This is a genomic window from Parabacteroides sp. AT13, assembly GCF_002272965.1.
Classification (GTDB): domain Bacteria; phylum Bacteroidota; class Bacteroidia; order Bacteroidales; family Tannerellaceae; genus Parabacteroides; species Parabacteroides distasonis.
In genome coordinates, this window is the sequence record NZ_NQMH01000001.1 from 890,589 (window position 1) to 915,536 (window position 24,948).

A 24,948-nucleotide genomic window follows, 5' to 3' on the forward strand; every position below is an offset into this window, starting at 1 on the left:
ATTTTAGTTGATTATATGAGCCTTAAAATTTATAGTTATGATTTTTCGAACTCATCGTTATGATTTAAAATTTCATAGTTATGATTTTTAATGCTCATAACAGAACGTCCGGAGATGCCGCTAACAGCCTCCTTTCCAAGCATCGGCGCATGCACCCCTTGATACAGGCGAACCGGAGCTGTTTCCACCCTCGCCTCGTCCCACACATCCGCTTCCACGAAAGAATTAATCAGCTGAGTCCCACCTTCCACCAATAAGGAATCCAACTTCCGGACAGCAAGATGATCTAACACTTGCCGGATCACCGGACCCTCGAAATCTATCCGGATATACTCCACGTCCTCTCGGTTTTCCACTTCCTTCTCCGTAAATATTAATGTACGCAAGGAACCATCCAGTAACCGATAAGAATCGGGAATAACGAGCCGGCGATCCAATACAACCCTAACCGGAGAATTACCGGACCAATGGCGCACGTTCAATGAAGGATTGTCCAATAAAGCGGTCCGTGTACCGACCATGATAGCCGCCACCTCCGAGCGAAGTTTATGCACCAAGCGGGAAGTCTCCGGAGAAGACAAAACCGTGACCGGCTCCGATACGTTCGTACGTAAACGGTCGATAAACCCATCCTCGCTCTGCGCCCATTTCAAGATAATATAAGGACGGCCTTTCGTTTGTAGCGTCATAAACGCCTTGTTCAACGCACGGGCTTCTTCCTCCATCACGCCCGTGACTACCTCGACACCGGCCTCACGCAACATCCGCACGCCTCGCCCCGACACCTCGGGAAAAGGATCCAAGCAACCGACCACCACCCGTGGAATCCCTTTCCTGATAATCAACTCGGCGCAAGGAGGCGTTTTCCCATAATGAGAGCAAGGCTCCAGACTCACATAAATCGTACTGTCTTTCAACAAAGACTCGTCTTTCACGGAAGCGATAGCATTCACCTCGGCATGCGCCTCCCCACATTTCCTGTGAAATCCCTCACCGATAATACGGCCCTTATGCACAACCACCGCGCCAACCATCGGATTCGGACTGACATTTCCCCTCCCTCCTTTAGCCAACTCGATGCAACGAGCCATGTATTTCTCTTCAACCTCTACCATAATCTTTGCATATAAACGGTTTTTACACTACTTTCGCGATAAAACAAGAGAAAGATATGACTGAGACCGTCGCTTACATCCGAAATTCCCTCAAAGATATTTATCCTCCCGGCGAAGCCCAAGCGCTCGTCCGACTGATCATGGAACATGTTTGCGGTCTTTCTACCCATCAACTCCTGTTAGGCAAAGGTAAAGAATTATCTGATACGGAGAAATTTAAAATCAAGGAGATTGTAGAAGGACTGCGTTTATACAAGCCCATACAATACTTATTAGGCATAGCGGATTTTTACGGGATGGAGTTTAAGGTGACGCCGGACGTATTGATTCCCCGCCCGGAAACCGTCGAGTTGGTCGAGCGGATCATCACGGACTACCAAAGCCAAGCCCCTCGTATATTAGATATCGGCACGGGAAGCGGCTGTATCGCTATTTCCTTGGCGAAACATCTTCCGGAGGCTGAGGTAGCGGCGGTGGATATATCACCCGAAGCGCTCGCCGTGGCCGAGGAGAACGCCCGTATGAATCAAGTTTCCGTATCTTTCCTCGAATTAGATATCCTTTCCGGAGGTAATCTCAGTTCTCCTATAGGCAACTTCAACTGCATCGTCAGTAACCCTCCTTATATAATGAATAAGGAGAAAGCGACCATGGAAGCGAACGTTCTGGAGAACGAGCCTCATCTAGCCTTGTTCGTTCCCGACGACGATCCGCTTCTCTTCTACCGAGCCATCGCCCGCTTCGGACAAAGGCATTTGGCGGAAGGCGGGCATCTCTATTTCGAGATCAACGCCCTTTGCGGAAAAGAGACCGTAGCGATGCTACGTCAAGAGAATTACACCGAAGTCGAATTAATACAAGATCTATACGGAAAAGACCGGATCATAAAAGCAAAAATATGAAAGAGATAACCGAACCCGAGATGTTGCACCGGGCAGCCGCCTATTGCTCCGCCGCCGAACGCTGCATACAAGACGTACAGAAAAAGATCGATGCCGCCGGACTTCCCCCCGACGCCTCCGAGCGTATCATCGCCCGCTTGCTGAAAGAGCGGTTTATCGACGAATCCCGTTACACCCGTTTCTTCGTGAACGATAAGCTACGATTCAATAAATGGGGACGGGTAAAAATAGGCTACGAGCTTTATAAGAAAAACATCCCCTCCCCGATCCGGGAAGAATCGCTCGCCGCCATTGACGAGGGAGAATACCGCTCCATCTTACTCGATTTACTAAAAAGCAAAAAGAAATCGACAAAAGGAAAAGACGAGCGGGACACATTCAACAAGTTACTCCGTTTCGCCGCCGGACGAGGTTTCGAAAGCCGGATCACGTTGGATTGCCTCAGCCAATTATTCAAAGGAACAGACTGCGAGGATTATGCCGACGACATGGAATAATCTGCTCAACCTGTTTTTCCCAAACTTATGTAAAATATGTAAACGACCACTCGTCGAGGGAGAAGAACAAATTTGCCTGAAATGCCTATGCGACCTGCCGCACACGGGATATCATCAACAGGCGAACAACCCCGTCGAGCAACTTTTTATCGGAAAGAACCGGATCGAATATGCCACCGCTTATCTACGATACGAGAAAGGCGGAAAAGTACAAAGCCTGATCCACTCGCTCAAATACCATGATAATAAAGAGTTGGGCTATCTACTCGGACGGCAGATAGCGAGAGAGCTCCAAGCGGATCACAGCCCGATATGTACCGTAGACCTCCTTATCCCCGTTCCCCTGCATCCCCGCAAAAAACAGCAAAGAGGTTACAACCAGTCCGAATGGATCGCCTCCGGCATCCGTTCCATATGGGATATCCCCATCGATACGCAAAGTCTGGCCCGCACCACCCACACAAGCACCCAAACTCGTAAGGCCATTTACGACCGCTGGTTAAATGTATGTTCTATTTTTAATGTCATTCATCCGGAAAGCTTAAAAAACAAACATATCCTGCTCATAGACGACGTGATCACAACCGGAGCCACGATTTCCGCTTGCGCAAAGGCTTTATCAGGGATTCCGGGCATACGCATCAGCATTTTAGCCCTGTCTGTCGCATAAATATTAATAAAAAATTAACGTACGATATTCAAGGTAATGTCATTCAGTTTATCTATTTTTGCAGACTGATATAAATATAGGATTGTATGAAAACACTGGAAAGTTTAGTAGCAGAAAAATTATTAAAGATTAAAGCCGTAAAGTTGCAACCGGCCAATCCGTTTACTTGGGCATCCGGCTGGAAATCTCCGATCTACAATGACAACCGAAAGACTCTTTCTTATCCGGTCGTTCGTAGCTTCATTAAATTGGAGTTGGCTCGTGTGATTAGTGAAAAATTCGAGAACGTAGATGCCATTGCCGGTGTTGCTACAGGTGCGATCGCTCAAGGTGCTTTAGTAGCCGATTTATTAGGATTGCCATTCGTATACATCCGCTCTACGCCAAAAGATCATGGATTGGAAAACCTTATCGAGGGAGAATTGAAACCGGGTTCTAAAGTAGTGATCATCGAGGATTTGGTATCTACCGGAGGTAGTAGCTTGAAAGCCGTACAGGCCGTACGTAACTTTGGTTGCGATGTAGCGGGTATGGTAGCTATCTTTACCTATGGATTCCCTGTAGCGGAAGCCGCTTTCAAAGACGCTAAAGTAACATTGACTACATTGAGTAACTACGACGCAGTCTTGGAAGAAGCTGTCCGTACGCATTACATCGATGAGTCTGAGATTGCGGTTCTTCAAGAATGGCGTAAAGATCCGGCTAACTGGGACCCGAAATAAGTAATAAACAAAAAGACACTCAATGACTGAAGAATTTGTGAGTGAGGTCAAACAGATCCCACACAATGATGAACGTATCTTCACGATGTTGTCCGATCTTTCCAACTTGGAACGTATCAAGGATCGCATCCCGCAAGATAAAATAAAAAATTTTGAGTTCGACAGCGATACCTGTAGTTTCGCTGTCGATCCCGTTGGTAAGATTACCTTCCAGATCGTAGAAAGAGAGCCGAATAAATTAATCAAGTTCACGACGACCAACTCTCCTGTTCCCCTTTTCTTGTGGATACAATTGAAACAGGTGGCCGAGGACGACACACGGTTAAAAATCACGGTTCGTGCCGATCTGAATCCGTTCTTGAAACCAATGGTATCGAAACCTTTGCAAGAGGCTGTGGATAAAATCTCGACCGTTATCGCCTCCTTGCCTTATTAATTCCTTTTTCATTATGGCTCAGAAACTTTGGGAAAAAAATGTACAGGTAGATCATGAAGTAGATATATTCACGGTAGGTAAGGACCGTGAGATGGATCTTTACCTCGCTAAATATGACGTATTAGGCTCTATGGCGCATATCACGATGCTGGAAAGTATCGGTTTGTTGACCAAAGAGGAACTAAACGTCTTATTAGCAGAATTACGGAATATATACGCCGTAGCGGATCGTGGAGAATTCATCATCGAGGAAGGCATCGAGGATGTGCACTCGCAAGTGGAACTCATGCTTACACGTCGTTTGGGCGATATGGGCAAGAAGATCCATAGCGGGCGTTCCCGTAATGATCAGGTCTTATTGGATCTGAAGCTTTTCACCCGTTCGCAAATACAGGAATTGGTTGAGTTGGTTTCCGGCTTGTTCGACGTTTTGATCTCCCAGAGTAACCGGTACAAGGATGTACTGCTTCCCGGATATACGCATTTGCAGGTAGCCATGCCCTCTTCGTTCGGACTTTGGTTCGGCGCTTACGCAGAGAGCTTGGTAGATGATTTGCAACTTATGCAAGCCGCATACCGTATTTGCAACCGCAACCCGCTGGGTTCCGCCGCCGGATATGGTTCATCCTTCCCGCTAAACCGCCAGATGACTACGGATTTATTAGGTTTCGACTCGCTGGACTACAATGTGGTATACGCCCAGATGGGACGTGGCAAGATGGAACGCACCGTAGCTTTCGCTATGGCGGGTATCGCCGCTACGCTCTCCAAGTTGGCGTTCGACGCTTGTATGTTCAATAGCCAGAACTTTGGCTTCATTAAACTGCCGGATCAGTTTACGACCGGCTCCAGTATCATGCCGCATAAGAAGAATCCGGATGTATTTGAGTTGACACGTGCCAAATGCAATAAGCTTCAAGGCTTGCCTCAGCAAATCACCTTGATCAGCAATAATCTTCCTTCCGGTTACTTCCGGGATCTCCAGATCATCAAGGAAGTTTTCCTACCGGCTTTCGACGAGCTGAAGGATTGCTTACGCATGGTAACTCATATGATGCGTGAGGTGAAAGTGAACGAGCATATATTGGACGATGATAAATATTCTCTCTTATTTAGCGTGGAAGAAGTGAACCGCCGTGTCTTGGCCGGAATGCCTTTCCGTGACGCTTATAAGCAAGTAGGTTTGGATATCGAGGCCGGTAAATTCGTTCCTTCGAAGAGCGTTAACCATACACACGAAGGCAGTATCGGTAATCTATGTAATGAACCAATCGCCGCCATGATGCGTAGCGTGATCGGTTCTTTCTCTTTCGAACGGATGAACGAGGCTGAAAAGAAATTGATCCATGGATAAGATAAGACGGATATTTCCACTTTTGATGTTATTTGTGACACTGTCTTGCACGAAAACGGTAGAAATTAGAATACCTTATCGACAAGTAAATTTAGAATTAGATCTTAGATATAATGATAAAAGTCTAAATGCACTATATTCGCATAAGATTTATAATCAAAACAATATATCCACAGAATCCTCAAGAGGAAAAACCGGTTTTGGAGGGGTTATAGTTTTTCATGGTTCTAACGATATTTTTTATGCTTTTGATGCAGCTTGTCCTTATGAAGCCTTAAGCAATGTTATATTAGATATTGATGAGGGTTCAATATTTGCTATTTGCCCCAAATGTGGTAGTAAATATGAACTTATATATGGAGTAGGAAATTCGGTAGAAGGACCTAGTACATATTCTCTTCAAAGGTATACTGTGGATAAGTCCGGGCAAGAAATTCATGTTTATAATTAATTTTTCATCAAAAATGTTTGGTAGTATTATTTTTTATACTACCTTTGCACTCGCAAAAGAGAAACAAACAATGCGGAAGTAGCTCAGTTGGTAGAGCATAACCTTGCCAAGGTTAGGGTCGCGGGTTCGAGTCCCGTCTTCCGCTCAACTCTTAGAGAAGAGGTGGATGCTCGAATGGTGGAATCGGTAGACACGAAGGACTTAAAATCCTTTGGCCATTGCGGCTGTGCGGGTTCAAGTCCCGCTTCGAGTACGATCTAATTTAATTGCGGAAGTAGCTCAGTTGGTAGAGCATAACCTTGCCAAGGTTAGGGTCGCGGGTTCGAGTCCCGTCTTCCGCTCGCTTCCAAAAGGCCTCGCTGTTCGAAAGAATAGCGGGGCTTTTTATTTCTAAAATATAATCGTATCTTTATCTTCAATTAAAGTGAGGGTTATGGAATTACGTACAGCGAATGTTACCCGATATATCATGCCTCTGCGGGAAGGCGGATCATTGCCTGCTTTAGCGGAAGCGGACGATGGGTTTAAATATGTCGTTAAGTTTCGGGGAGCCGGACATGGGACGAAAGCCTTGATAGCCGAGTTGATCGGAGGCGAGGTCGCTCGTTGCTTGGGTTTCCATGTACCGGAATTGGTCTTCCTGAATCTTGACGAGGCTTTCGGGCGATCGGAAGGTGACGAGGAGATACAAGACTTACTACAAGCAAGCCAAGGGCTCAATCTGGGATTGCATTTCTTATCCGGGGCCTTGACTTTCGATCCGGTAGTCAATCCTGTAGATCCCAAACTCGCCTCACAAGTCGTATGGCTCGATGCTCTTTTGACAAACATAGACCGCACGGTCCGGAATACGAATATGCTGATATGGAATAAGGAACTTTGGCTTATCGATCATGGAGCTTCCTTATTTTTCCATTTCTCATGGGTAAATTGGCAAAAACATTCGATCGGACCTTTCATCCAAATTAAGGATCATGTATTATTGCCACAAGCGACGCTGCTGGAGGAAGTAGACAAGGATTTCAAACGCATCTTAACGGAAGAGAAAATTCGCGAGATCGTAGGTCTCGTACCCGATGACTGGTTGCATTGGAACGATAGCCCGGGTACGCCTCAAGAGATACGCGATGTGTATATCCGGTTCTTGATCGACCGAATCGCTCATTCTGATACATTTATTAATGAAGCTCAACATGCAAGACAAACACTTATATGAATATGCCATAATCCGTATCGTACCGAAAATCGAACGGGAGGAGTTTATCAATGTAGGCCTTATCATGTTCTGTAAACGGCCTAAATTCATCAAGGCTCGCTATCATGTAGACGAGGAGAAACTTCGTCTGTTCGCATCAGATATAGATAAGGAATCTTTATGCGCAAATCTCCACGTTTTCGATAAGATATGTTCCGGCGCAAAGGACGGAGGCCCTATAGCCAGCCTAGATATCCCAGAGCGTTTCCGTTGGCTTACCGCCATAAGAAGCGCCTCAATCCAAACCTCACGTCCACATCCCGGTTTTTCCAACGATCTAGAACAGACATTTGAGAGATTATTTCAAGAATTAGTCTTATAGATAATAAACATATAATCTCCGTATCACGATAAAAGAAAAAAAGACGGATCGTCCAAACAACCCGTCTTTCCTTATAGAACTAATAGATATTATACTTTTCCTCTTAAGTCCGCATCCATAGCGGCAGCGGCCTTACGACCGTCTCCCATCGCTAGAATCACGGTAGCTCCACCACGAACGATGTCACCACCGGCATACACATCGCCTAAAGCAGAACGCATACTGTCTTCCTCCACTACGATCGTACCCTTCTTGCTCACCTCCAAGCCTCCAAAAGCACGGGGTATTAATGGGTTCGGAGATACACCAACGCTAACGATCACCTCATCCACATCGATCGTCTCGATAGCACCCTCAATGGGTACCGGACGACGGCGACCAGAGGCATCCGGCTCGCCCAATTCCATCTTCTGCAAACGCATCTGTTTCACACGGCCTCTTTCATCACCTATATATTCGATCGGATTATGAAGCGTCATGAACTCCACACCTTCTTCCTTCGCATGTTTCACCTCTTCCAGACGGGCAGGCATCTCCTCCTCGCTACGACGGTAGACGATCATAGCACGCTCAGCACCCAGACGACGAGCGGTACGGACAGAGTCCATAGCGGTATTTCCTCCACCGATCACAGCCACCTTCTTTCCTTGTAGCACCGGCGTATCACTTTCCGGATTCGCCGCATCCATTAAGTTTACACGGGTCAAATACTCGTTGGACGACATCACGCCCACAAAGTTCTCACCCGGAATGTTCATAAAGTTTGGCAGACCGGCGCCACTTGCCACAAACACGCCCTTAAAGCCATCCGCATGCAAATCCTCATAACTGATCGTCTTGCCCACGATACAATCTTTCTCAAACTGTACGCCCATCTTCCGAAGGCCATCAATCTCCACGTCCACGATCTTATTCGGTAGGCGGAACTCCGGGATACCATATTTCAATACACCACCGATCTCATGCAATGCCTCGAACACAGTCACGTCATATCCACGCTTCGCCATATCTCCGGCAAAAGACAATCCGGCAGGACCGGAACCTACCACGGCAATCTTAATGCCATTCTTCTCCGCAATCTCCGGAACCGAGATATTTCCGCTCTCACGTTCGTAATCAGCGGCGAAACGCTCCAAGTAGCCAATGGCAACCGCTTCCTTACCCATTTTCAAATGGATACACTTGCTCTCGCATTGTTTCTCCTGCGGACAGACACGACCGCAAACAGCGGGCAGGGCACTTGTCTCCTTCAAGGTCTTAGCGGCCTCCAAGAATTCCCCACGCTCGATATTCTTGATAAAAGTAGGTATATTGATATTTACCGGACATCCCTGCATACAAGTGGGATTCGGGCAATCCAGGCAACGCTGCGCCTCTTGCATGGCCTGTTCTTTTGTCAAGCCTAAGTTAACCTCCTCCAAACGGGTATGACTCCGGTATTCCGGGTCCAACTCGTTCATCTTCACACGGGGGATATCCGCACGTTCTTTATTTTTCTTGCTTTTGCGAAGTGCCTCCCGCCAAGGTTCGGCACGACGAGCAGCGATTAATTCTTCTGTTGTCATGATTCAATTACGTGGTTTCGTTATTTCTTCTCTATATCCTTATAAGCGCCGAGACGCATGATCATCTCATCAAAATCCACTTGATGAGCATCGAACTCCGGTCCGTCCACACAAACGAACTTGGTCTTCCCGCCTACCGTGATACGGCAAGCACCGCACATACCCGTTCCGTCCACCATGATCGTATTCAAGGAAGCTACGGTAGGAATCTCGTATTTCTTTGTAAGAGCGGAAACGAATTTCATCATAATAGCCGGACCGATCGTAACGCATAAATCCACCCTCTCCCGGTTGATCACGCTCTCCACGCCATTCGTCACCAAGCCTTTCGTACCCAGAGAGCCATCATCCGTCATGACAATTACCTCATCCGAGTTCTGGCGCATCTGTTCCTCTAGGATCACCAAGTCCTTGGTACGGGCCGCCAATACGACGATCACACGATTCCCCGCCTTATGGAAAGCCTCCACGATCGGTAACAACGGAGCTACTCCTACGCCACCGCCGGCACACACAACTGTTCCGACTTTCTCGATATGGGTAGCTTGCCCTAACGGACCTACCACATCCGTGATATAGTCACCCTCGTTCAATTCGCAGATCTTACGGGATGAGCCGCCTACCGCTTGGATCACCAAGGTAATGGTACCTTTCTCGGTATCCGCCCCGGCAATGGTAAGAGGTATACGTTCGCCTTTTTCGCCAACCTTCACGATCACGAAGTGACCGGCCTTGCGGGAGCGGGCGATCAAAGGAGCCTCGACTTCCAGCTTCACCACGTTGGCTGAGAAATGTTCTTTACTTACAATCTTATTCATTATAATCGCTACTGTTGATAGTTTGTCTTGTTTTGCTGGCAAAAATAAGATAAAAAAGTGAATATAGCCCTATTTTCCTTAACAAAAGGCTTTATTCAAACAAACCTTCATCACGCACTAACATCAAAATAGCGGAATGAGGGACAATCAAGAACTTCTCGTCATTAAAATTGATCTCGTAAGCGGCATTCTGCAAATAGACAGCCAAATCACCTTCACGGGCTTGAAGCGGCAAGTATTGCACCTCCTCCCCTTTCTTTTTCTCCCAGACCTCATGCTCCTCAGATTGAGAAGGCAAGGGATATCCCGGCCCTGTCTTTATGATATAGCCTGCTTGTATCTTCTCTCCTTGTTGAACCGAAGGAGGCAGGTATAATCCCGTCTTGGTCTGACTTTGCGGATTCTTAGGCTTAATCAAAACTTTATCGCCTATCATCAGGAACTTGTCGATGTCTTTTTGGTCTATGGATAGTTGCATGATTATAAGATGTTAAATTTTCATTTCGCGAACTTACGGAAAGTTTACCGAACAAAAAACCCTGTTCATTGAATAATTCCGCTCGTTCACAGATTATATTTTCCAGAGTTTTCCCTTTGATTTACATTTGTATCGTTAGAACTTGTGAAAGCCATAACAATCCGGTTCATCATACAGACCGGCAGAATAGGTAAACATTAAGGAAAAGGGCACTTTCGGGTGCCCTTTCTCATTTTCTCCCATTAGAAAACAATCGGATTCCATCAAAAGTTGTTCACCGATAAAAAACACGATTTCACAGAATAGATCCGCCCATTCACTGATTTTTATTGCTCAGACTCTAAACAAACCTTAATATTGAACCTAGTTTACTATACTTTATTAACCTATTTTATTATGAAACACAGACATGCGATCTTTAAAAGCAGGCTGGGACTAGCTTTATGCTTTATGTTGGCAGGCGGTGCTGTCATACCGCAAAGTTCCGCATTAAAAGCGGAAACCTCGGTAGCACAACAATCCCGTAAAATAACGGGAACGATCACCGACGCTAAAGGAGAACCTCTATTAGGAGTGAATGTGGTCGTAAAAGGCACCACGAACGGAACGATCACCGATCTGGATGGTAAATACGCATTGGACGTAGAGCCCAATGCCATTCTGGTTATCTCTTACATCGGCTACGTGACCCAACAAATGCCCGTAAGCGGCAATGTCATGAACATCACCTTAAAAGAGGATACCCAAAATCTGGACGAGGTGGTTGTCGTAGGTTACGGTACCCAGCAGAAAAAGGATATTACGGGTTCGGTCGCGGTTATCGATACCGAGGAATTATTAGCGTCTTCCGGCTCTTCCGCTACACAACAGTTACAAGGTAAAGCAACCGGCGTAAATATCGGAACATCTGGAGCACCCGGTTCAGCCACTATGGTACGTATCCGTGGTATCAATTCCATCAATGATAATGGTCCTCTATACGTTATTGATGGCGTATCAACACGTGATCAAGATTTAAGCTCTATCAATCCCAATGACATCGAGAGTATGCAAGTATTGAAAGACGCCTCTTCCGCTGCGATCTACGGAGCGCAAGCAGCGAATGGCGTCATTTTAATCACGACCAAGAAAGGGACAAAAACCGGGCAACCGAAATTAACCTACGACGGATATTACGGTTTCTCCAAAACCGGTAAACGCTACGATGTTTTAAACGCTTACGACCGTATAAACGTAGAATGGCAAGCTTCCAAAAACAATCTAGATCTGACAGGAGCCAGCGCAAATGGCGAATTACCTTACCATCAGCAATTCGGAAGTACTTCCGACTCTTGGGTGAATCATCTCCCCAATTACATGACCGTAACCGGAGCCGGTGGCAGCACTTCCATTGACCCCAGCGATTACAATCAGGCGAACAACGTGGTTTATGCGCCTGTAGGTGATACGAATTGGTGGGATGAGATTAGCCAACTCGGTTGGATGCAGAATCATCAACTTTCTTTATCTGGAGGTACCGATAAAGGACAGTACACCATGAGCATGAACTATTTCGACCAACAAGGTACCGCGATCGAATCTTATTTCACACGCTACCAAGCACGTGCAAATTCATCTTATAACGTCCGTCCATGGTTACGATTCGGCGAGAACCTTACTTATAGCTTTAGCAAAAATAACGGGCTTAGTTTCTCGGGGACAGAATCTAATATTTACTCTTGGACTTATCGGGCCTCTCCTTATGTACCGGTTTATGATTATGCGGGCAATTATGCTGGTTCCTTATTCGCCGGAACTGGAAATTTCCAGAATCCAGTCGCTATTCGTGAAAGGAATAAGGATAATTATGCCACTACTCAACGTGTGTTCGGTAATGTATATGGAGAAGCAGACCTATGGACAGGACTGACTTTTAGAACAAACTTCGGTATTGATTATCGCAATGATTATTCCTATTCAATGACTAAAAATAACCCGGAGTTTTCCGAGTCAGGCGGTCAAAATAATTTCTACGAAAGTAATTACTTCAACTACCGTTGGGTTTGGACCAACACGCTATCTTTCAATCGAACATTCAATGAGATTCATTCCCTAAATGTCTTATTAGGAACAGAGGCTATTCGGGATGGTTTAGGCAGATCCCTCAACGCACGTAGATATAACTATTTATTCGAAGACAATACCAATACATACACCTTGGATATGGGCGAGAACAATAGCCAACGTACCAACTCTTCCACTTACAATGGAGAATTCGCGCTATTTGGTATGTTTGCCCGTGCAGACTATGGATATAAGGATAAGTATCTATTAACCGGTATTATCCGCCGGGACGGTGTTTCCCGTTTCTCGGAAAGTAATCGTTACGGAGTCTTTCCTTCTATCTCCGCCGGTTGGCGTATGTCAGAGGAGGCATTTATGGAACCAAGCCGAGATTGGCTGGACGACTTAAAGATACGAGCCGGTTACGGCGTCACGGGTAACTCAGAGATTCCTGTCGCGACTAATTTCGCCAATTTGTTCACGACCAGCACCTCCTATACGAATTACGACATGACCGGAGCGAACAATAGCGAGACAACCGGATTCCGCCTCAGTACCTACGGTAACACTGATACGAAATGGGAAATGACCAAGATGGTCAACTTGGGTCTGGACGCGACCTTCCTGAATGGTAAATTGAGCGGTTCATTCGAATGGTATACGAAGAAGACATCCAATATGTTGATACAAGCGGCCTACACCTCGATGGCCGGAGAATCCGGAAGCCCTTATATCAACTTCGGAGATATAAAGAACACCGGTTTCGACTTCATGTTTAATTACCGTGACCGAAAAGGAGACTGGGCATGGGATCTATCCTTGAATTTATCCCATTATAAAAATGAGGTCTTGAAACTCGCGGAAGCTGACGATTATTCTCTATGGGCTAGCGGTACGCGCATCGAAGGATACGTAACCCGTACGACAAAAGGACATGCCGTGTCTGAATTCTGGGGGTTGAAGCAAAATGGTTTTTATGAGTCCGTAGCCGATGTTATGGCAACCAAGCCATTTGGACAAAGTGATATCACAGAGGCAGACGCTGCCGCTTATGTCGGCCGCTTCCGTTTCGAGGACTTGAACGGAGACGGCAAATTGGATGATAGCGACCGGACCTTTATCGGCTCTCCTCATCCGGACTTAACCGGAGGCCTCAACGCCACGTTAACATGGAAAAACTGGGACTTTACTATGTTCTGGAACTTCTCTATCGGCAATGACTTATATAATAACACAAAATATTTTACCGATTTCTGGACTTTCAACGGTAATAAATCCTCACGCCTCAGAGATCAATCATGGACATTGAATGGCGATAACAGTAATGCTATCCTTCCTATGCTGAATACGGAAGATAACTATTCCGGAGCTTATTCTAGCTCTTATTACGTAGAAGACGCCTCCTTCTTACGCCTGAAAAATCTCGTATTGGGATATTCCTTGCCAAAGGAATTACTCAAGAAGGCCGGTATCCAGAATCTCCGCCTGTACTTACAAGCCGAGAATATCCTTACGATCACCGGATATACAGGCTTAGACCCAGAGTTTACCAACGCTTATTTACGGCAAAGCGATTCTGACAACGATGGAGCCGGACGTGTAGACTTAAAAAGAGGAGTCGATATGGGAGGCTGGCCAACAACCATGCGGTTCTTATTGGGCGTGAATTTTACTTTCTAAATCCATTTTATAATAAAAACGACTAGTATGAGACATAAAATATTAATAGTAAGCGCAGCTGCTTTATTTACCTTGAGTTCTTGCGGTGAAGATTTCCTGTATAAAGCTCCTCAAGGCAGTATTGACCAAGAAGCATTAACAAACGCAGAAGGGGTTGAGTTATTGGTGGTCAACGCTTATGCCGGTTTGACCCGGCCGACCGGATATGACAATATGTTCAACTGGGTATTCGGCGGTGTATACGGAGGTGACGCCAATAAAGGCTCCGAATCCAATGACCAATCCGTATTGAACTCCGTAGAGACGTATGCTGTCACCGCCACAAACGATTATTTACTGAATAAGTGGAAAGACGCATATTATGGAGCACAACGTTGCAACTTAGCGCTCAATGTGATGAAAGAAGCGGCAGATATGGACGAGACGACCAAGGCCAACCGGACCGCGGAGCTGAAATTCTTACGTGCCCTATTCATGTTCGAAGGGGTAAAGATTTTCGGACCGACCGGCATGCCCTATATCGATGAGACGATCGCCGCTGAAGAAAACGATCCGAAAGTTCATAACGGTACGGATATCTATCCTAATATTTTAGCAGACGTAGAAGCGGCCATTGAAGGATTGCCCGAAAAACAGACCGAAGTGGCACGTCCTACGAAAACAGCGGCAAAAGCGTTAAAGGCTAAAATACTGATGCAGCAAGGTGATATGGCAGCCGCCAAACCCATCTTGGCCGATATTATCGCAAACGGATTAAGTCCTAAAGGAGAGAGATTGGCCTTACAAGATGATCTGGACGCAAATTTTAACGCAACTACCGAAAATGGGAAAGAGTCTATCTTTGAGGTACAATTCTCTGTCGGAGCCAATAATAACGGGAATTACGGATTTTTACTGAATTATCCTCATAACACAGGCCCCGGTGGATGTTGCGGATTTTATCAACCCTCTTACGAATTGGTAAACTCATTCCAAGTAGACGAAAATGGGCTTCCTTATCTTGAGGGAGAGTACAGAAATAAAAAATCCGTGACAGAACGTGTTACCGATTATGATTACATCTCTAAGAATGATAAGACGATCGCCGTAGACCCTCGTCTAGATTTCGCCGTAGGACGTATGGAGATTCCTTATAAAGATTGGGGATTGCCCGCTAATGATTGGGTACGAAATGTAAGCAGCGGTGGGGTATTCCTACCCAAAAAGCATGTCTATAGCAAAGCGGAACAGGATGCCGGATTAGCTGGCTCCACCTATTCATCCGGCTGGGCTCCCGGTTCTGCCATGAATTTACAATATCTATGCCTACGTGATTGTAAATTGTTATATGCGGAATGCCTAGCGAACGACGGAGAATTAAGTGCCGCCATGCAGCAAGTAAACGATATCCGTGAACGTGCAGCCAAACCGGACAATATCATTTATTTGGAAGACGGAACGCCTGCCGCCAATTATTTGGTGAAACCTTATCCATCCAGTCACGCCGCATTCAGCAACAAGGAAACTTGTATCAAGGCGATTCATATGGAACGTAAGCTGGAACTTGCGATGGAAGGACAACGATTTTTCGATCTGGTTCGTTGGGGAGGTGATTATATGAACAAGGAATTGACGGCATATATAAATTATGAGAAGCAATACCTAACTAAATTCTATGGTGTATCCGCTCCAACCGCTTCTAAGACGATGTTCCCGATTCCCGAGACAGAGATCCAGACCGCAGGAAACGATGAGAACGGCCAAGCTTATCTGGTACAAAATGATGCTTGGAAATAGTCCAATCTCATCCTTCTTATAAACAGAAAGGCGGGCTTCCCGAAAGAAAGTCCGCCTTCACGATTCTTTGTATCTACATTAAATAGAACGTCCCTTGAACACATTCGACTCGCTCGAAGGATAGAGATTTCCCGTAAAGGATATACGGTTGCTATTAAAGTTAGGTGATACCGTGGCAGTACATTTATTCGTACCTTTCGCCATACGGAACGTAACCCTAGCGGATACCGCTACACCCTGCACATTCATCTCGTACATAACGTTTCCTTTTTTGTCAGTCTTCATCTGTACACCGGAAGTTGTTCCATCAACCGTTATACCTCCTATTCCGTTAGGACCGGCCGCCGGAGTATTAAACGCTAACTGAATGGTAGCCTTCTCACCCTTCACCGAAACGAAGTTCGTGTTCGGAGTAACATAAACAAAACTACCGCGCTTAAACTCTATACGATCCGCTTCCAATACGAAATCCTTATTCTTCAAAGCTTGCACCGCTTGTTCAAACAATGCGTTAGCCTCGGCTTCCTCCGCAGCTTTCTTCGCTGCCTTCTCTGCTTTCTTTGCTTCTTTCTCAGCCTGCTTCGCAGCTTTCTCCGCTGACTTGTCCTGCTGTGCCATCATCGACCCTGCACCAAATAATAAAACGGCGAGCAATAATACAATCTTCTTCATATTAACTCATTTTTAAAGGTTTGTCTATAAAAGTACTTTTATACATACAATAAAAATACAATTAACATCGACATAAGTTCATCTTTAACCCTTATTTTTCACGTTTTTAACATGATACCATAAAAAGCCCCATGCGGTTACCGCCGCAATGAAATCGGAGAAAGGTTGCGCTAGCCAAACGCCATCCAATCCCCAGATCGGAGGAAATAGCAGGATAGCCGGTATCAGGAATAAAACCTGCCGACTTAGACTCAGAAACATCGCTTTCCATGCGACACCGATACTTTGAAAAAACTGGCTGATCGTAATCTGGGAACCGACAACGAAAAAGACCAGCATCGTCAGACGTAATCCATTATCCGTAATCGACACTAATTCGGCATCCGTCGAGAATACGCTAACGATCAGTCTAGGGAATAATAAACTGACGATACATCCTACCCCTGTAATCAAGGTCGATACTATAATAGACAACCGCAAGGTAGCCAATACCCGGTCATGATGCCCAGCGCCATGATTAAACCCGACAATCGGTTGCATCCCTTGGGCGATACCGATAATCAACATAACCAGCAGCATGGCGATACTGGAGATAATACCGCTGGCACCTATCGCCAAATCACCTCCGTTCTCTTTCAACGCATGGTTCATAATCACTACGACTACACTACCCGCCAGCTGCATGGAGAATGGAGACATACCGATCGTAAATATATTCCAAATAATGGGACCTTTCAGCCGGAAATATTTCGTATGGAAACGTACGATACTATCCTTGCTGATAAAATGACTCATCACGAAAGCGGCACCGGCAGCCATGGAGATCACCGTAGCGATAGCGGCACCCTGTATCCCCATATCCAGCCAAAAGATAAAGATCGGATCTAGGATCACGTTCAATACGGCACCGATCATCATCGTGAACATCGCCTTTTTCGGATATCCGGAAGCACGCATCACGGCATTAAAGCTAAAGCTTAATGTAGCCAGCAAATTACCCGGGATAGCGATATATAAATAGTCTTTCGCATAAGGTATCGTCTGCTCACTTCCTCCGAACCACATTAACAAATCATCCAAGAAAATCATACTGGGGATAATCGTCAAGGCTCCGATAATGAATGTCAAAGTGAAAGCGTTTCCTAATACGTTATCTGCCAGATCATTCGCCTTACGGCCTAGATGAATGGAGACCCTTGTAGCGGCTCCCGCACCGATCAACATTCCAAATGCCTGCATAAAGAGTAGTATCGGGAAAGTCAAAGTCAATCCGGAGATAGCTAGCGCACCCACTCCTTGTCCGATAAATATACGATCTACGATATTATAAAGAGCATTAACCATGGTCCCGATAACGGCGGGAATCGCATAATGTACCAACAAACGGCCTATATTCTCATTTTCCAGCCGCCATGTAATCTCATTTGACATATATAACTTATGATTTATGAATTATGATTGAGATCATCTCCGCCACACTTCCTACAATTCTCGTGCCCTCTTCCGCAGGGAACTGAATACGCAGGCTATCCGGAGCATTACAATAAACACTTATATAATCCTCGCTAACCGACAAGGGCTTAAAGCCATTCCGGATCAAGGCATTCCCAACCCAATAAGAAGTCATAAAATCCCCCTCAACCCCAATAAGCTTTGTTGGAGCTGCCGTATTCAATTTCCCGGTATTCCGATCAAACACGATTCCTTCCTTGCTAAAGAAAGTCTCGAAAGCTCCTCCCATAATCAAGTCCTCCGGCGTTCCACAAGCCATCGGACGTTTTTTCTCTTGCAGCCACAGGCAATCCCCCAGCTGGATCGCTAAATCCAGATCATGCGTTGATAAGAGAATCGCCTTTTGTTGTTCCACTGCCAACTTATGCAAGAGAACCATGGTCTCAATCCGGCTTGTCACATCCAGAAAGGCGGTCGGCTCATCCAGCAAGATTATCGGGCATTGCTGAGCCAAAGCTTTAGCGATCATGGCCTTCTGCCGTTCGCCATCGCTTAATTCCGACACATAATTGCGTGCTTTATGGGCAATCCCGGCAGCAGCCAACGACTCTTCGATAATCCTCCGGTCGTCCTGCCTCAACTGGCCGAAGAATCCCGTGTAAGGATGTCTTCCTAAAGAAACCAACTCATAAACGGTTATTCCGCCAGCATTCGTTTTCTCCGTGAGAACAACACCTACCATCCGGGAAAAATCACCTTGCGAGTAAGAGGCCAACGGCTTTCCTTTCAATTCGATCTCGCCCCCCAGAGAGGGCTGGAAACCGCACAGCGTACGCAATAAGGTAGACTTTCCCGCACCATTCAACCCAAGAAGGCAAGTCACCTCGCCCGGATATAAATTCAAGTCGAGGGCATCATGCACCAACTTTAGGTGTCCACCTTTCAAAACATATCCAATACTCAGATTTCTTGTCCTTATAACTGGAATCCTTTCCATAACCACTAATTAAAATATTGAATATTCTTCCGGTTTACGATTACATAGATAATAACCGGCGCACCCAGCATAGGTGTCACCGCATTCAAGGGTAAAATCGTGTTGCTTCCCGGTACGACCATCAATAAATTACAAAGCAAGGCGATACAGGAGCCCGTCAACATCGTTATCGGCACCAATATCTTATGATTGGAAGAACCAAGCATCAGCCGTGAGATATGCGGAACCGCTAATCCGATAAAAGAGATCGGTCCGCAGAAAGCGGTAGTCGTAGCGGTCAATATCCCCGTACATAAAAGGATGGCTATTCGTGCCCGCTTGATCCGTATACCCAGATTAGCGGCATACATCTCTCCCAGCAACAAGGCATTCAGAGGCTTTATCAGCAAGACAGCCAACAGCAACCCGATCAATGCGCAAGTCCCGAAGAAAGGCAATTGTTCCAAGGATACCCCCGAGAAATTGCCCAGTCCCCACATCACGAAAGCATGTACCCTATCTGTCGAGGAATAATAGTTCAGTATAGAGATAACCGACGAGGCCAGATAGCCGATCATTATACCGATAATCAAGAGCATGACATTGTTCTTCACCTTCGCGGAGAAATAGATAATCAATCCCAAGATCACGCAAGCCCCTACGAACGCAGCAAGAATCACCGCCATATATCCGCTGACCGGCCAATCCGTAAACTGCCCCAGCGTACCTCCAAAATACAACATGATAGCGGCCACTCCCAGATTAGCCCCATCACTGATACCTAATATAGAGGGTCCGGCCAACGGATTCCGGAATAAGGTTTGCAACAACAGCCCACTCGTAGCCAGTGAAGCCCCCGCCAACAACGCGGTTATCGCCTGTGGTAAACGAGATTGCAACACGATATTCTGCCATGCGATCTTATCAGATCCCTTCCCCAGCAAAATATCCATCACGTGATCCAACGGAATCGGCACGGCCCCATACGCCAGCCCTCCCACAAAGAGCACCAAAAGAACCACCCCCAACAACGGATAAAAAAGCAGCGCTTGTTTGTTCATGGCGCAAAGGTATACAAAAAAGCGGAGTTATGTTATACTTCCTCGCAACGTACTAAGTCCCACCCACGGAATTGCAACAACAAACGATGTAGAGTTGTTCCTTCCGACAAACAACGTACTATCTTATCTTCGCTATATCGCAGTAATTGCTTTCGTCCTTCCAACGCTTGAACCTCCAGTTCGGCATCAGTTGCCGTACGAGTCGCATATTTCAATTCCAAGATATAGCTATGCTTCACGTCCGGATAGCGCTTCTTATCGGGTAAAAGGAAAAAGTCACAATACCCATAATTCATTTCCAGTTCCGGCTCCACCAAATAATAGGAGGCAAGAGCAAGATAGGCTTTCAGAAAACCTTGCAGGTTCCGCTCGCCTTCCATCGCATCACGCACGGCTGAATTTTCACGATACGCCTGAGCTACGCTCTCAAAGAAAGGCTTCCAACGGCCATCGTAAGCCATGTCGGTCAACATCACATTCAAATAATGCAAATCAATAGAACTATATTTTTGGTAATAGTCACGAAGAAAACCGAAATATTGCTCTCGTACACAATTATTCGGTATACTCATTTTAATCAAATCTCCCCGTGTACCACACATCGTAAGCAAACCATAATAATAAAGTAGACTACGGAAATTATCTATATCCGTTATTCGCTCAGCGGGGAAAGAAGTATGCAAATCCACGAAGATATCTCCCTCCGCAGCAATCTTTTCGATGGTACTCATACGATCTCCCTCCGCAGCAATCTTTTCGATGGTACTCATACGATCTCCCTCTTGTACGGAGTCGCGATCAATACGTGCCAGCATCTTCAGCTTACTATAGTCCGTTCGGATATTCTTATCGACCATCTCTTCAGGGGAACTCCCTCGTTGTACTTGATAATTCAAATAATACAGGGTCATATCACAGTTAAATACCCGATCGTCATTCAATGACATCCTAGCAAAACAGTAATTATCATACCAAGGCTTCATTTCCGTAATCATAGCCTCAACATCCCCTTTGAGCATGTCGTTTTGCTGATAATAACGGAACATCTCACGAACTTCCGCCTCCTCGAATCCCATCATGGCATTAAATATCTCATCTACCGAGATATTCCAGTCTATATTATATCCACTCGACAAACCATCCAGCGTCACAGGGCTTACCCCCATCATGAATATACGGTCAAACATTCCCTTGAATTGCTTGAAGTACTCCCGGTAGAAACCACTGGCATGAGTCAAGTCATGAAACATTCGCTGCCCATGCTCACTCAATATCACATTGGTAAAGTTGTCGTACTCATCTATAATGAGATACAGGGGATATCCCTTTTCCTTCGCTTTTACCTCTATGTAAGCCAGCTTAGACTTCGCGCTTTCTATATGCTCGACGGTCTCCTTAAAATCAGCGTCATAATAAGTTGCGTACACATGCGCGAACTGATTAATGATTAAGCCGCAATAATCATTGAAACTTGTCATCAGGTCCGCTCCCGGCATCGAACAGCCCGCTTTAGAGAAATCGAAATAAAGTACCTGATACTTATTCCTTTCACCGGTTGGATGCGTACCAATCCAGAGATCTCCAAAATATGCATCAAAATCATCCTGACGCAATATATCATAATACGTACGCATCATGCTTAGGAATACGCTCTTGCCAAACCGTCTCGGACGGATCAAGAAAAGATAGCTAGGCATCTTCTCGATAAGCGGAAGGTACATCGTTTTATCCACGAAATAGAAATTACCATTCCTTATTCGATTGAAATCTGATATTCCGTAAGGGATTCCTTTCACTTGAGTCATACTGAAAATATTTTGTTGTTTGGCAAAGTTAAGCCATTTTATGAAATTAGAGCCTGTTTAAATTTATAGTTTGAAATAAAAAGTATGTAGTCTCGCACATTGCAGCGGATGGTGATTGCATTGCCGCGAATGGAAGCCTTTTCATGGCCATGACTCTGGTCACATATTTCTTATTCTGATGCTCTCAAACTCCAGAAGTTCATTTATCTTTTTTACACTTTGACAACTGAAGTGCCGGAGAATCGCTTATTTCGAACCTATCTACATCTCGCTTCTAAATATCGAAGAAAAAAACAGCAAGCGATTGTTCTATAGAGACTTGCTGAAATATGACCTTTCACTCAGACGGAATTAATTCATCCTAGCTCACATTTGGAGGGTCAAAACTCTGCTTTTGCCCGGTCGTAAGCCCATTTTCCACCGTATATATCGTTCAATATGACCGTATGTATCGCCTTGCGTGACAGTATGTGTTGGTTAACGCGACTAGTCGCGTTGGCTGACACCAGTACTGGCATTGGAAAATGAGACTTTTCGCATGCGAAAATGGGGCAAAATGGCTATTTTCACCTCCGTATTCTTGTCTGTTTGGCCTTGTCGGAGAAAATGTTTGTCACAAAAAAATGAATATTCGAGGCGAATAGTCATTCATTTCAATATTTTGCTTACAGTTAGATTCTCCCAAAAGGAGATGCTTAGGTCGTTGAAAAGCACACTATTTTTGGCTGTTGAAGTGAATAACTAACGGCTTGTCGAGTGAATAACTAACGACTATACCTAGTCGTTAGCTTACGGCTTGGGAAGTGAATAACTAATCACTAGGAAAGCCTTTTACGAGTGACTTAATCAACTGTATACCAGCCATGTTTCACAAACATATTTTACTACTCAACTAGCTCTTCTACTAAATTAAAGAAGAACCAGCTATTTCAAGAAAAGACACACTGTGGCTAAAGCCCCAAAAGTAAGTTAACTTACTTTGCCGATGAAGCTAACTTGCTTTTACTATGTCTAAAATCGAGTTATATTATACCAGTTAGATTGTCACGGTTATACTATGGGCATGATTTTGAGATGGGGATAAGAATAAAGAGGAGATATGTTTCTGCACGGAAATAAGGTGTGTCAAGGAAACATCAAAAAAGGATCAAAAGGGCGTTTTTCAAGAAATCACTATAAGGCAATGGATTGCTAATATTTTCTTTCAAATTTGATGACAAGACATACATTGGCTCGAAATAAACGATTCTTCCTTACTTTAGTGAGCTAGACAAAGTACTACCGTACCTCATCTAGCTCTGAAAGTCTTTATTTGAATGCAGGATAACCCGGATTCTGAGTCAATTTATCGTTAGATTGATAAGCATCTTGAGATATAGGGAACAATTTCAAATAAGCATCTGTCTTTCTCACACAATTTGAAGCAGCCCACATACCTTTGTCATAGACCCCGAAACGGATATCATCCTGGCGGTTGTGCATCTCCCAAGACAATTCGAGGCGACGCTCAAGAAGGATATCATCCAGCGTAACAGTAGCGTAATTATGATTGGAATCACCAAACGCACGTTCACGGACTTGATTAACCAAGCTTGTGGCCTCAGACGCACTACCACCACTACGAAGCAATGCCTCTGCTTTCATTAAAAGAACATCCGCATAACGGAACACATGGAAGTCATTACCCATAGCGTCTGTCAAAGTCGTTGAGTACGGCCATTTCTGGCAACGTGCGCCATCGTGCTGATTTACCGCTCCCCAAGTTGTTCCATCATATTCCGTACCAGCCAACATAGTAACATCGATCGTATGGTTCAACAAGAAACCATGGTCTGTCTCAATAGGCTCACCGGTCGAGGCATTATACATCTGGCCGATCAAGAATGTAGCTTCCTTACGAGGATCGTCATCAGAGAACAATTTAACATATTCCGGCTGCGCACAAACACCATTCCAAGCAGAAACACCGTTAGAAAGAGCCAACTGATCTTTGTAGTGCAACGTACGGTTCATCAATTGCCAACGATTATCCTTATCCGTATCCGTCTCTGAGAACGGAGCGGCCAAGATCGCCTCACGAGAACTCTCGTTCGTCAAGGAGAAGTTTGCCTTAAAGTCCGGCTCTAATATATAACCCATCGCCATCACCTTGTCGCAACACTCTGCGGCCATCTGGTAAGCATTGTTACAACTTACACCCCAAGCTTCCGCATTCAAATATAATTTAGCCAACAACGTATAAGCTGCACCTTTCGTAAACTTAGCATAACCATTTTCACGACCCGGACAAGTTTCCGCAATCTCTGTCACTTCTTTAATCAACCAATCAAACACGGTCTGGCGAGGTTGGCAAGCCGGAAGTTCCTTATCCGCATAATCGGTAACCAATGGAATATTGCCCCAATCGTCCATCATCTTGTAAATCCAAAAAGCACGGATACCTCGGATTTCAGATGTATATAAAGACATCTGTTCGTCCGATAAGAAATCAGAAGATTCCACTACCTTCAAGTTGGCATTACAAGTACCGATAGCCTCAGAAGCCGTAGACCATGCTCCCTTGATCACAGAAGTCTGCGAAGTCCATGTGTGCATGTAGATCTCACGGTACTGACCACCATCATACCAGTCGCCACCCTTACGGGTAGGAGTAACAGCATCAGATCCCGACATCATATCCAGCGCAATAAAATTTCCATCCGCAGGATAATTCTTCAATGTCTTATACACGGTCCCTACCAACACACTGATCTCCGAATCAGTATAACCGAATGAATCCGCAGGGACATTATCGTATACCGTTTCATCCAAGTTCGTACACGCTGGCATAGAAAAAAGGAGAGCCGTGCCAGTCAAGAACGATATTATATTTCTTTTTTTCATAACGAATGCATTTAA

At 45.3% G+C, this 24,948-nt stretch carries 21 protein-coding genes and 3 tRNA genes; 14 read left to right on the forward strand and 10 right to left on the reverse strand.

Features of this window, described 5'->3' with window-relative positions:
- Positions 1-35: 35 nt before the first annotated feature.
- The gene (gene ribD / locus CI959_RS04210; protein WP_057316722.1) at positions 36-1,115 is read right to left on the reverse strand and encodes a bifunctional diaminohydroxyphosphoribosylaminopyrimidine deaminase/5-amino-6-(5-phosphoribosylamino)uracil reductase RibD; all 1,080 of its coding nucleotides are present in this window, start codon (positions 1,113-1,115) and stop codon (positions 36-38) included.
- Between the two features lie 56 nt (positions 1,116-1,171).
- Between ribD and prmC the strand changes: the two genes are divergently transcribed.
- From prmC to CI959_RS04270, 12 genes are all read left to right on the forward strand, one after another.
- Entirely contained in the window at positions 1,172-2,017 is an 846-nt protein-coding gene (gene prmC, locus CI959_RS04215; RefSeq protein WP_057316720.1) for a peptide chain release factor N(5)-glutamine methyltransferase, read from the forward strand.
- Complete coding sequence (locus CI959_RS04220; protein WP_057316718.1) at positions 2,014-2,514, forward strand: regulatory protein RecX; 501 nt, start codon at positions 2,014-2,016, stop codon at positions 2,512-2,514. The genes prmC and CI959_RS04220 overlap by 4 nt, the downstream gene beginning before the upstream one ends.
- Positions 2,495-3,184, forward strand: a complete 690-nt coding sequence (locus CI959_RS04225; protein ID WP_057316716.1) for a ComF family protein — start codon at positions 2,495-2,497, stop codon at positions 3,182-3,184. The genes CI959_RS04220 and CI959_RS04225 overlap by 20 nt, the downstream gene beginning before the upstream one ends.
- Positions 3,185-3,270: 86 nt before the next feature.
- Complete coding sequence (gene pyrE / locus CI959_RS04230) at positions 3,271-3,906, forward strand: orotate phosphoribosyltransferase (protein WP_005858992.1); 636 nt, start codon at positions 3,271-3,273, stop codon at positions 3,904-3,906.
- 22 nt (positions 3,907-3,928) lie between these two features.
- A complete protein-coding gene (locus CI959_RS04235; RefSeq protein ID WP_005858994.1) occupies positions 3,929-4,342 on the forward strand; it encodes a polyketide cyclase in 414 nt (137 codons plus the stop codon).
- Between the two features lie 13 nt (positions 4,343-4,355).
- Positions 4,356-5,696 carry an argininosuccinate lyase gene (argH, locus tag CI959_RS04240; protein WP_057316714.1) on the forward strand — a complete coding sequence of 447 codons (1,341 nt, stop codon included), beginning with the start codon at positions 4,356-4,358 and terminating at the stop codon, positions 5,694-5,696.
- A complete protein-coding gene (locus CI959_RS04245) occupies positions 5,689-6,147 on the forward strand; it encodes a hypothetical protein (protein ID WP_057316712.1) in 459 nt (152 codons plus the stop codon). The genes argH and CI959_RS04245 overlap by 8 nt, the downstream gene beginning before the upstream one ends.
- A 72-nt stretch (positions 6,148-6,219) precedes the next feature.
- A tRNA-Gly gene (locus CI959_RS04250) sits at positions 6,220-6,292 on the forward strand.
- A 23-nt stretch (positions 6,293-6,315) separates the two neighbouring features.
- Positions 6,316-6,400: transfer RNA gene (locus tag CI959_RS04255), tRNA-Leu, on the forward strand.
- 15 nt (positions 6,401-6,415) lie between these two features.
- Positions 6,416-6,488, forward strand: a tRNA-Gly gene (locus CI959_RS04260).
- Between the two features lie 92 nt (positions 6,489-6,580).
- The gene (locus CI959_RS04265; protein ID WP_057316710.1) at positions 6,581-7,363 is read left to right on the forward strand and encodes a HipA family kinase; all 783 of its coding nucleotides are present in this window, start codon (positions 6,581-6,583) and stop codon (positions 7,361-7,363) included.
- Positions 7,341-7,724 (forward strand): DUF3037 domain-containing protein, encoded by a 384-nt coding sequence (locus tag CI959_RS04270; protein WP_057316708.1) that lies wholly within the window; start codon positions 7,341-7,343, stop codon positions 7,722-7,724. The genes CI959_RS04265 and CI959_RS04270 overlap by 23 nt, the downstream gene beginning before the upstream one ends.
- Before the next feature lie 89 nt (positions 7,725-7,813).
- Here CI959_RS04270 and gltA read toward each other — a convergent pair whose 3' ends face one another.
- From gltA to CI959_RS04285, 3 genes are all read right to left on the reverse strand, one after another.
- The gene (gene gltA / locus CI959_RS04275) at positions 7,814-9,289 is read right to left on the reverse strand and encodes an NADPH-dependent glutamate synthase (RefSeq protein WP_095231411.1); all 1,476 of its coding nucleotides are present in this window, start codon (positions 9,287-9,289) and stop codon (positions 7,814-7,816) included.
- A 20-nt stretch (positions 9,290-9,309) separates the two neighbouring features.
- Positions 9,310-10,107, reverse strand: coding sequence for a sulfide/dihydroorotate dehydrogenase-like FAD/NAD-binding protein (locus CI959_RS04280; protein ID WP_057316704.1), 798 nt, complete (start codon positions 10,105-10,107; stop codon positions 9,310-9,312).
- A 91-nt stretch (positions 10,108-10,198) separates the two neighbouring features.
- Positions 10,199-10,585, reverse strand: a complete 387-nt coding sequence (locus CI959_RS04285; RefSeq protein ID WP_005859009.1) for a co-chaperone GroES family protein — start codon at positions 10,583-10,585, stop codon at positions 10,199-10,201.
- Between the two features lie 396 nt (positions 10,586-10,981).
- Here CI959_RS04285 and CI959_RS04290 point away from each other — a divergent pair, with 396 nt between their 5' ends.
- Positions 10,982-14,308 (forward strand): TonB-dependent receptor, encoded by a 3,327-nt coding sequence (locus CI959_RS04290; RefSeq protein ID WP_057316702.1) that lies wholly within the window; start codon positions 10,982-10,984, stop codon positions 14,306-14,308.
- Positions 14,309-14,335: 27 nt separating this feature from the next.
- Positions 14,336-16,084 (forward strand): RagB/SusD family nutrient uptake outer membrane protein, encoded by a 1,749-nt coding sequence (locus CI959_RS04295; RefSeq protein WP_005859014.1) that lies wholly within the window; start codon positions 14,336-14,338, stop codon positions 16,082-16,084.
- 78 nt (positions 16,085-16,162) lie between these two features.
- Here the strand turns inward: CI959_RS04295 and CI959_RS04300 are convergent, their stop codons facing one another.
- From CI959_RS04300 to CI959_RS04325, 6 genes are all read right to left on the reverse strand, one after another.
- Positions 16,163-16,756: a DUF4251 domain-containing protein gene (locus CI959_RS04300; RefSeq protein WP_005859017.1), complete on the reverse strand. Its 594-nt coding sequence runs from the start codon at positions 16,754-16,756 to the stop codon at positions 16,163-16,165.
- Positions 16,757-16,840: 84 nt separating this feature from the next.
- The gene (locus CI959_RS04305; RefSeq protein ID WP_008779310.1) at positions 16,841-18,187 is read right to left on the reverse strand and encodes an MATE family efflux transporter; all 1,347 of its coding nucleotides are present in this window, start codon (positions 18,185-18,187) and stop codon (positions 16,841-16,843) included.
- A gap of 7 nt (positions 18,188-18,194) precedes the next feature.
- Positions 18,195-19,205, reverse strand: coding sequence for an ABC transporter ATP-binding protein (locus tag CI959_RS04310; RefSeq protein ID WP_095231412.1), 1,011 nt, complete (start codon positions 19,203-19,205; stop codon positions 18,195-18,197).
- A 5-nt stretch (positions 19,206-19,210) separates the two neighbouring features.
- The gene (locus CI959_RS04315; protein WP_048928125.1) at positions 19,211-20,245 is read right to left on the reverse strand and encodes an iron ABC transporter permease; all 1,035 of its coding nucleotides are present in this window, start codon (positions 20,243-20,245) and stop codon (positions 19,211-19,213) included.
- Between the two features lie 32 nt (positions 20,246-20,277).
- Positions 20,278-22,050, reverse strand: coding sequence for an ATP-binding protein (locus CI959_RS04320; RefSeq protein ID WP_057316698.1), 1,773 nt, complete (start codon positions 22,048-22,050; stop codon positions 20,278-20,280).
- 1,308 nt (positions 22,051-23,358) lie between these two features.
- The gene (locus CI959_RS04325) at positions 23,359-24,933 is read right to left on the reverse strand and encodes a RagB/SusD family nutrient uptake outer membrane protein (RefSeq protein WP_057316696.1); all 1,575 of its coding nucleotides are present in this window, start codon (positions 24,931-24,933) and stop codon (positions 23,359-23,361) included.
- Between the last annotated feature and the right edge of the window lie 15 nt (positions 24,934-24,948).

Excerpts from the sequence above, each read along its gene's own strand:
- ribD (WP_057316722.1), bottom strand. The coding sequence starts at position 1,115 with ATGGTAGAGGTTGAAGAGAAATACATGGCTCGTTGCATCGAGTTGGCT.
- prmC (WP_057316720.1), top strand. The coding sequence starts at position 1,172 with ATGACTGAGACCGTCGCTTACATCCGAAATTCCCTCAAAGATATTTAT.
- CI959_RS04220 (WP_057316718.1), top strand. The coding sequence starts at position 2,014 with ATGAAAGAGATAACCGAACCCGAGATGTTGCACCGGGCAGCCGCCTAT.
- CI959_RS04225 (WP_057316716.1), top strand. The coding sequence starts at position 2,495 with ATGCCGACGACATGGAATAATCTGCTCAACCTGTTTTTCCCAAACTTA.
- pyrE (WP_005858992.1), top strand. The coding sequence starts at position 3,271 with ATGAAAACACTGGAAAGTTTAGTAGCAGAAAAATTATTAAAGATTAAA.
- CI959_RS04235 (WP_005858994.1), top strand. The coding sequence starts at position 3,929 with ATGACTGAAGAATTTGTGAGTGAGGTCAAACAGATCCCACACAATGAT.
- argH (WP_057316714.1), top strand. The coding sequence starts at position 4,356 with ATGGCTCAGAAACTTTGGGAAAAAAATGTACAGGTAGATCATGAAGTA.
- CI959_RS04245 (WP_057316712.1), top strand. The coding sequence starts at position 5,689 with ATGGATAAGATAAGACGGATATTTCCACTTTTGATGTTATTTGTGACA.
- CI959_RS04265 (WP_057316710.1), top strand. The coding sequence starts at position 6,581 with ATGGAATTACGTACAGCGAATGTTACCCGATATATCATGCCTCTGCGG.
- CI959_RS04270 (WP_057316708.1), top strand. The coding sequence starts at position 7,341 with ATGCAAGACAAACACTTATATGAATATGCCATAATCCGTATCGTACCG.
- gltA (WP_095231411.1), bottom strand. The coding sequence starts at position 9,289 with ATGACAACAGAAGAATTAATCGCTGCTCGTCGTGCCGAACCTTGGCGG.
- CI959_RS04280 (WP_057316704.1), bottom strand. The coding sequence starts at position 10,107 with ATGAATAAGATTGTAAGTAAAGAACATTTCTCAGCCAACGTGGTGAAG.
- CI959_RS04285 (WP_005859009.1), bottom strand. The coding sequence starts at position 10,585 with ATGCAACTATCCATAGACCAAAAAGACATCGACAAGTTCCTGATGATA.
- CI959_RS04290 (WP_057316702.1), top strand. The coding sequence starts at position 10,982 with ATGAAACACAGACATGCGATCTTTAAAAGCAGGCTGGGACTAGCTTTA.
- CI959_RS04295 (WP_005859014.1), top strand. The coding sequence starts at position 14,336 with ATGAGACATAAAATATTAATAGTAAGCGCAGCTGCTTTATTTACCTTG.
- CI959_RS04300 (WP_005859017.1), bottom strand. The coding sequence starts at position 16,756 with ATGAAGAAGATTGTATTATTGCTCGCCGTTTTATTATTTGGTGCAGGG.
- CI959_RS04305 (WP_008779310.1), bottom strand. The coding sequence starts at position 18,187 with ATGTCAAATGAGATTACATGGCGGCTGGAAAATGAGAATATAGGCCGT.
- CI959_RS04310 (WP_095231412.1), bottom strand. The coding sequence starts at position 19,205 with ATGGAAAGGATTCCAGTTATAAGGACAAGAAATCTGAGTATTGGATAT.
- CI959_RS04315 (WP_048928125.1), bottom strand. The coding sequence starts at position 20,245 with ATGAACAAACAAGCGCTGCTTTTTTATCCGTTGTTGGGGGTGGTTCTT.
- CI959_RS04320 (WP_057316698.1), bottom strand. The coding sequence starts at position 22,050 with ATGACTCAAGTGAAAGGAATCCCTTACGGAATATCAGATTTCAATCGA.
- CI959_RS04325 (WP_057316696.1), bottom strand. The coding sequence starts at position 24,933 with ATGAAAAAAAGAAATATAATATCGTTCTTGACTGGCACGGCTCTCCTT.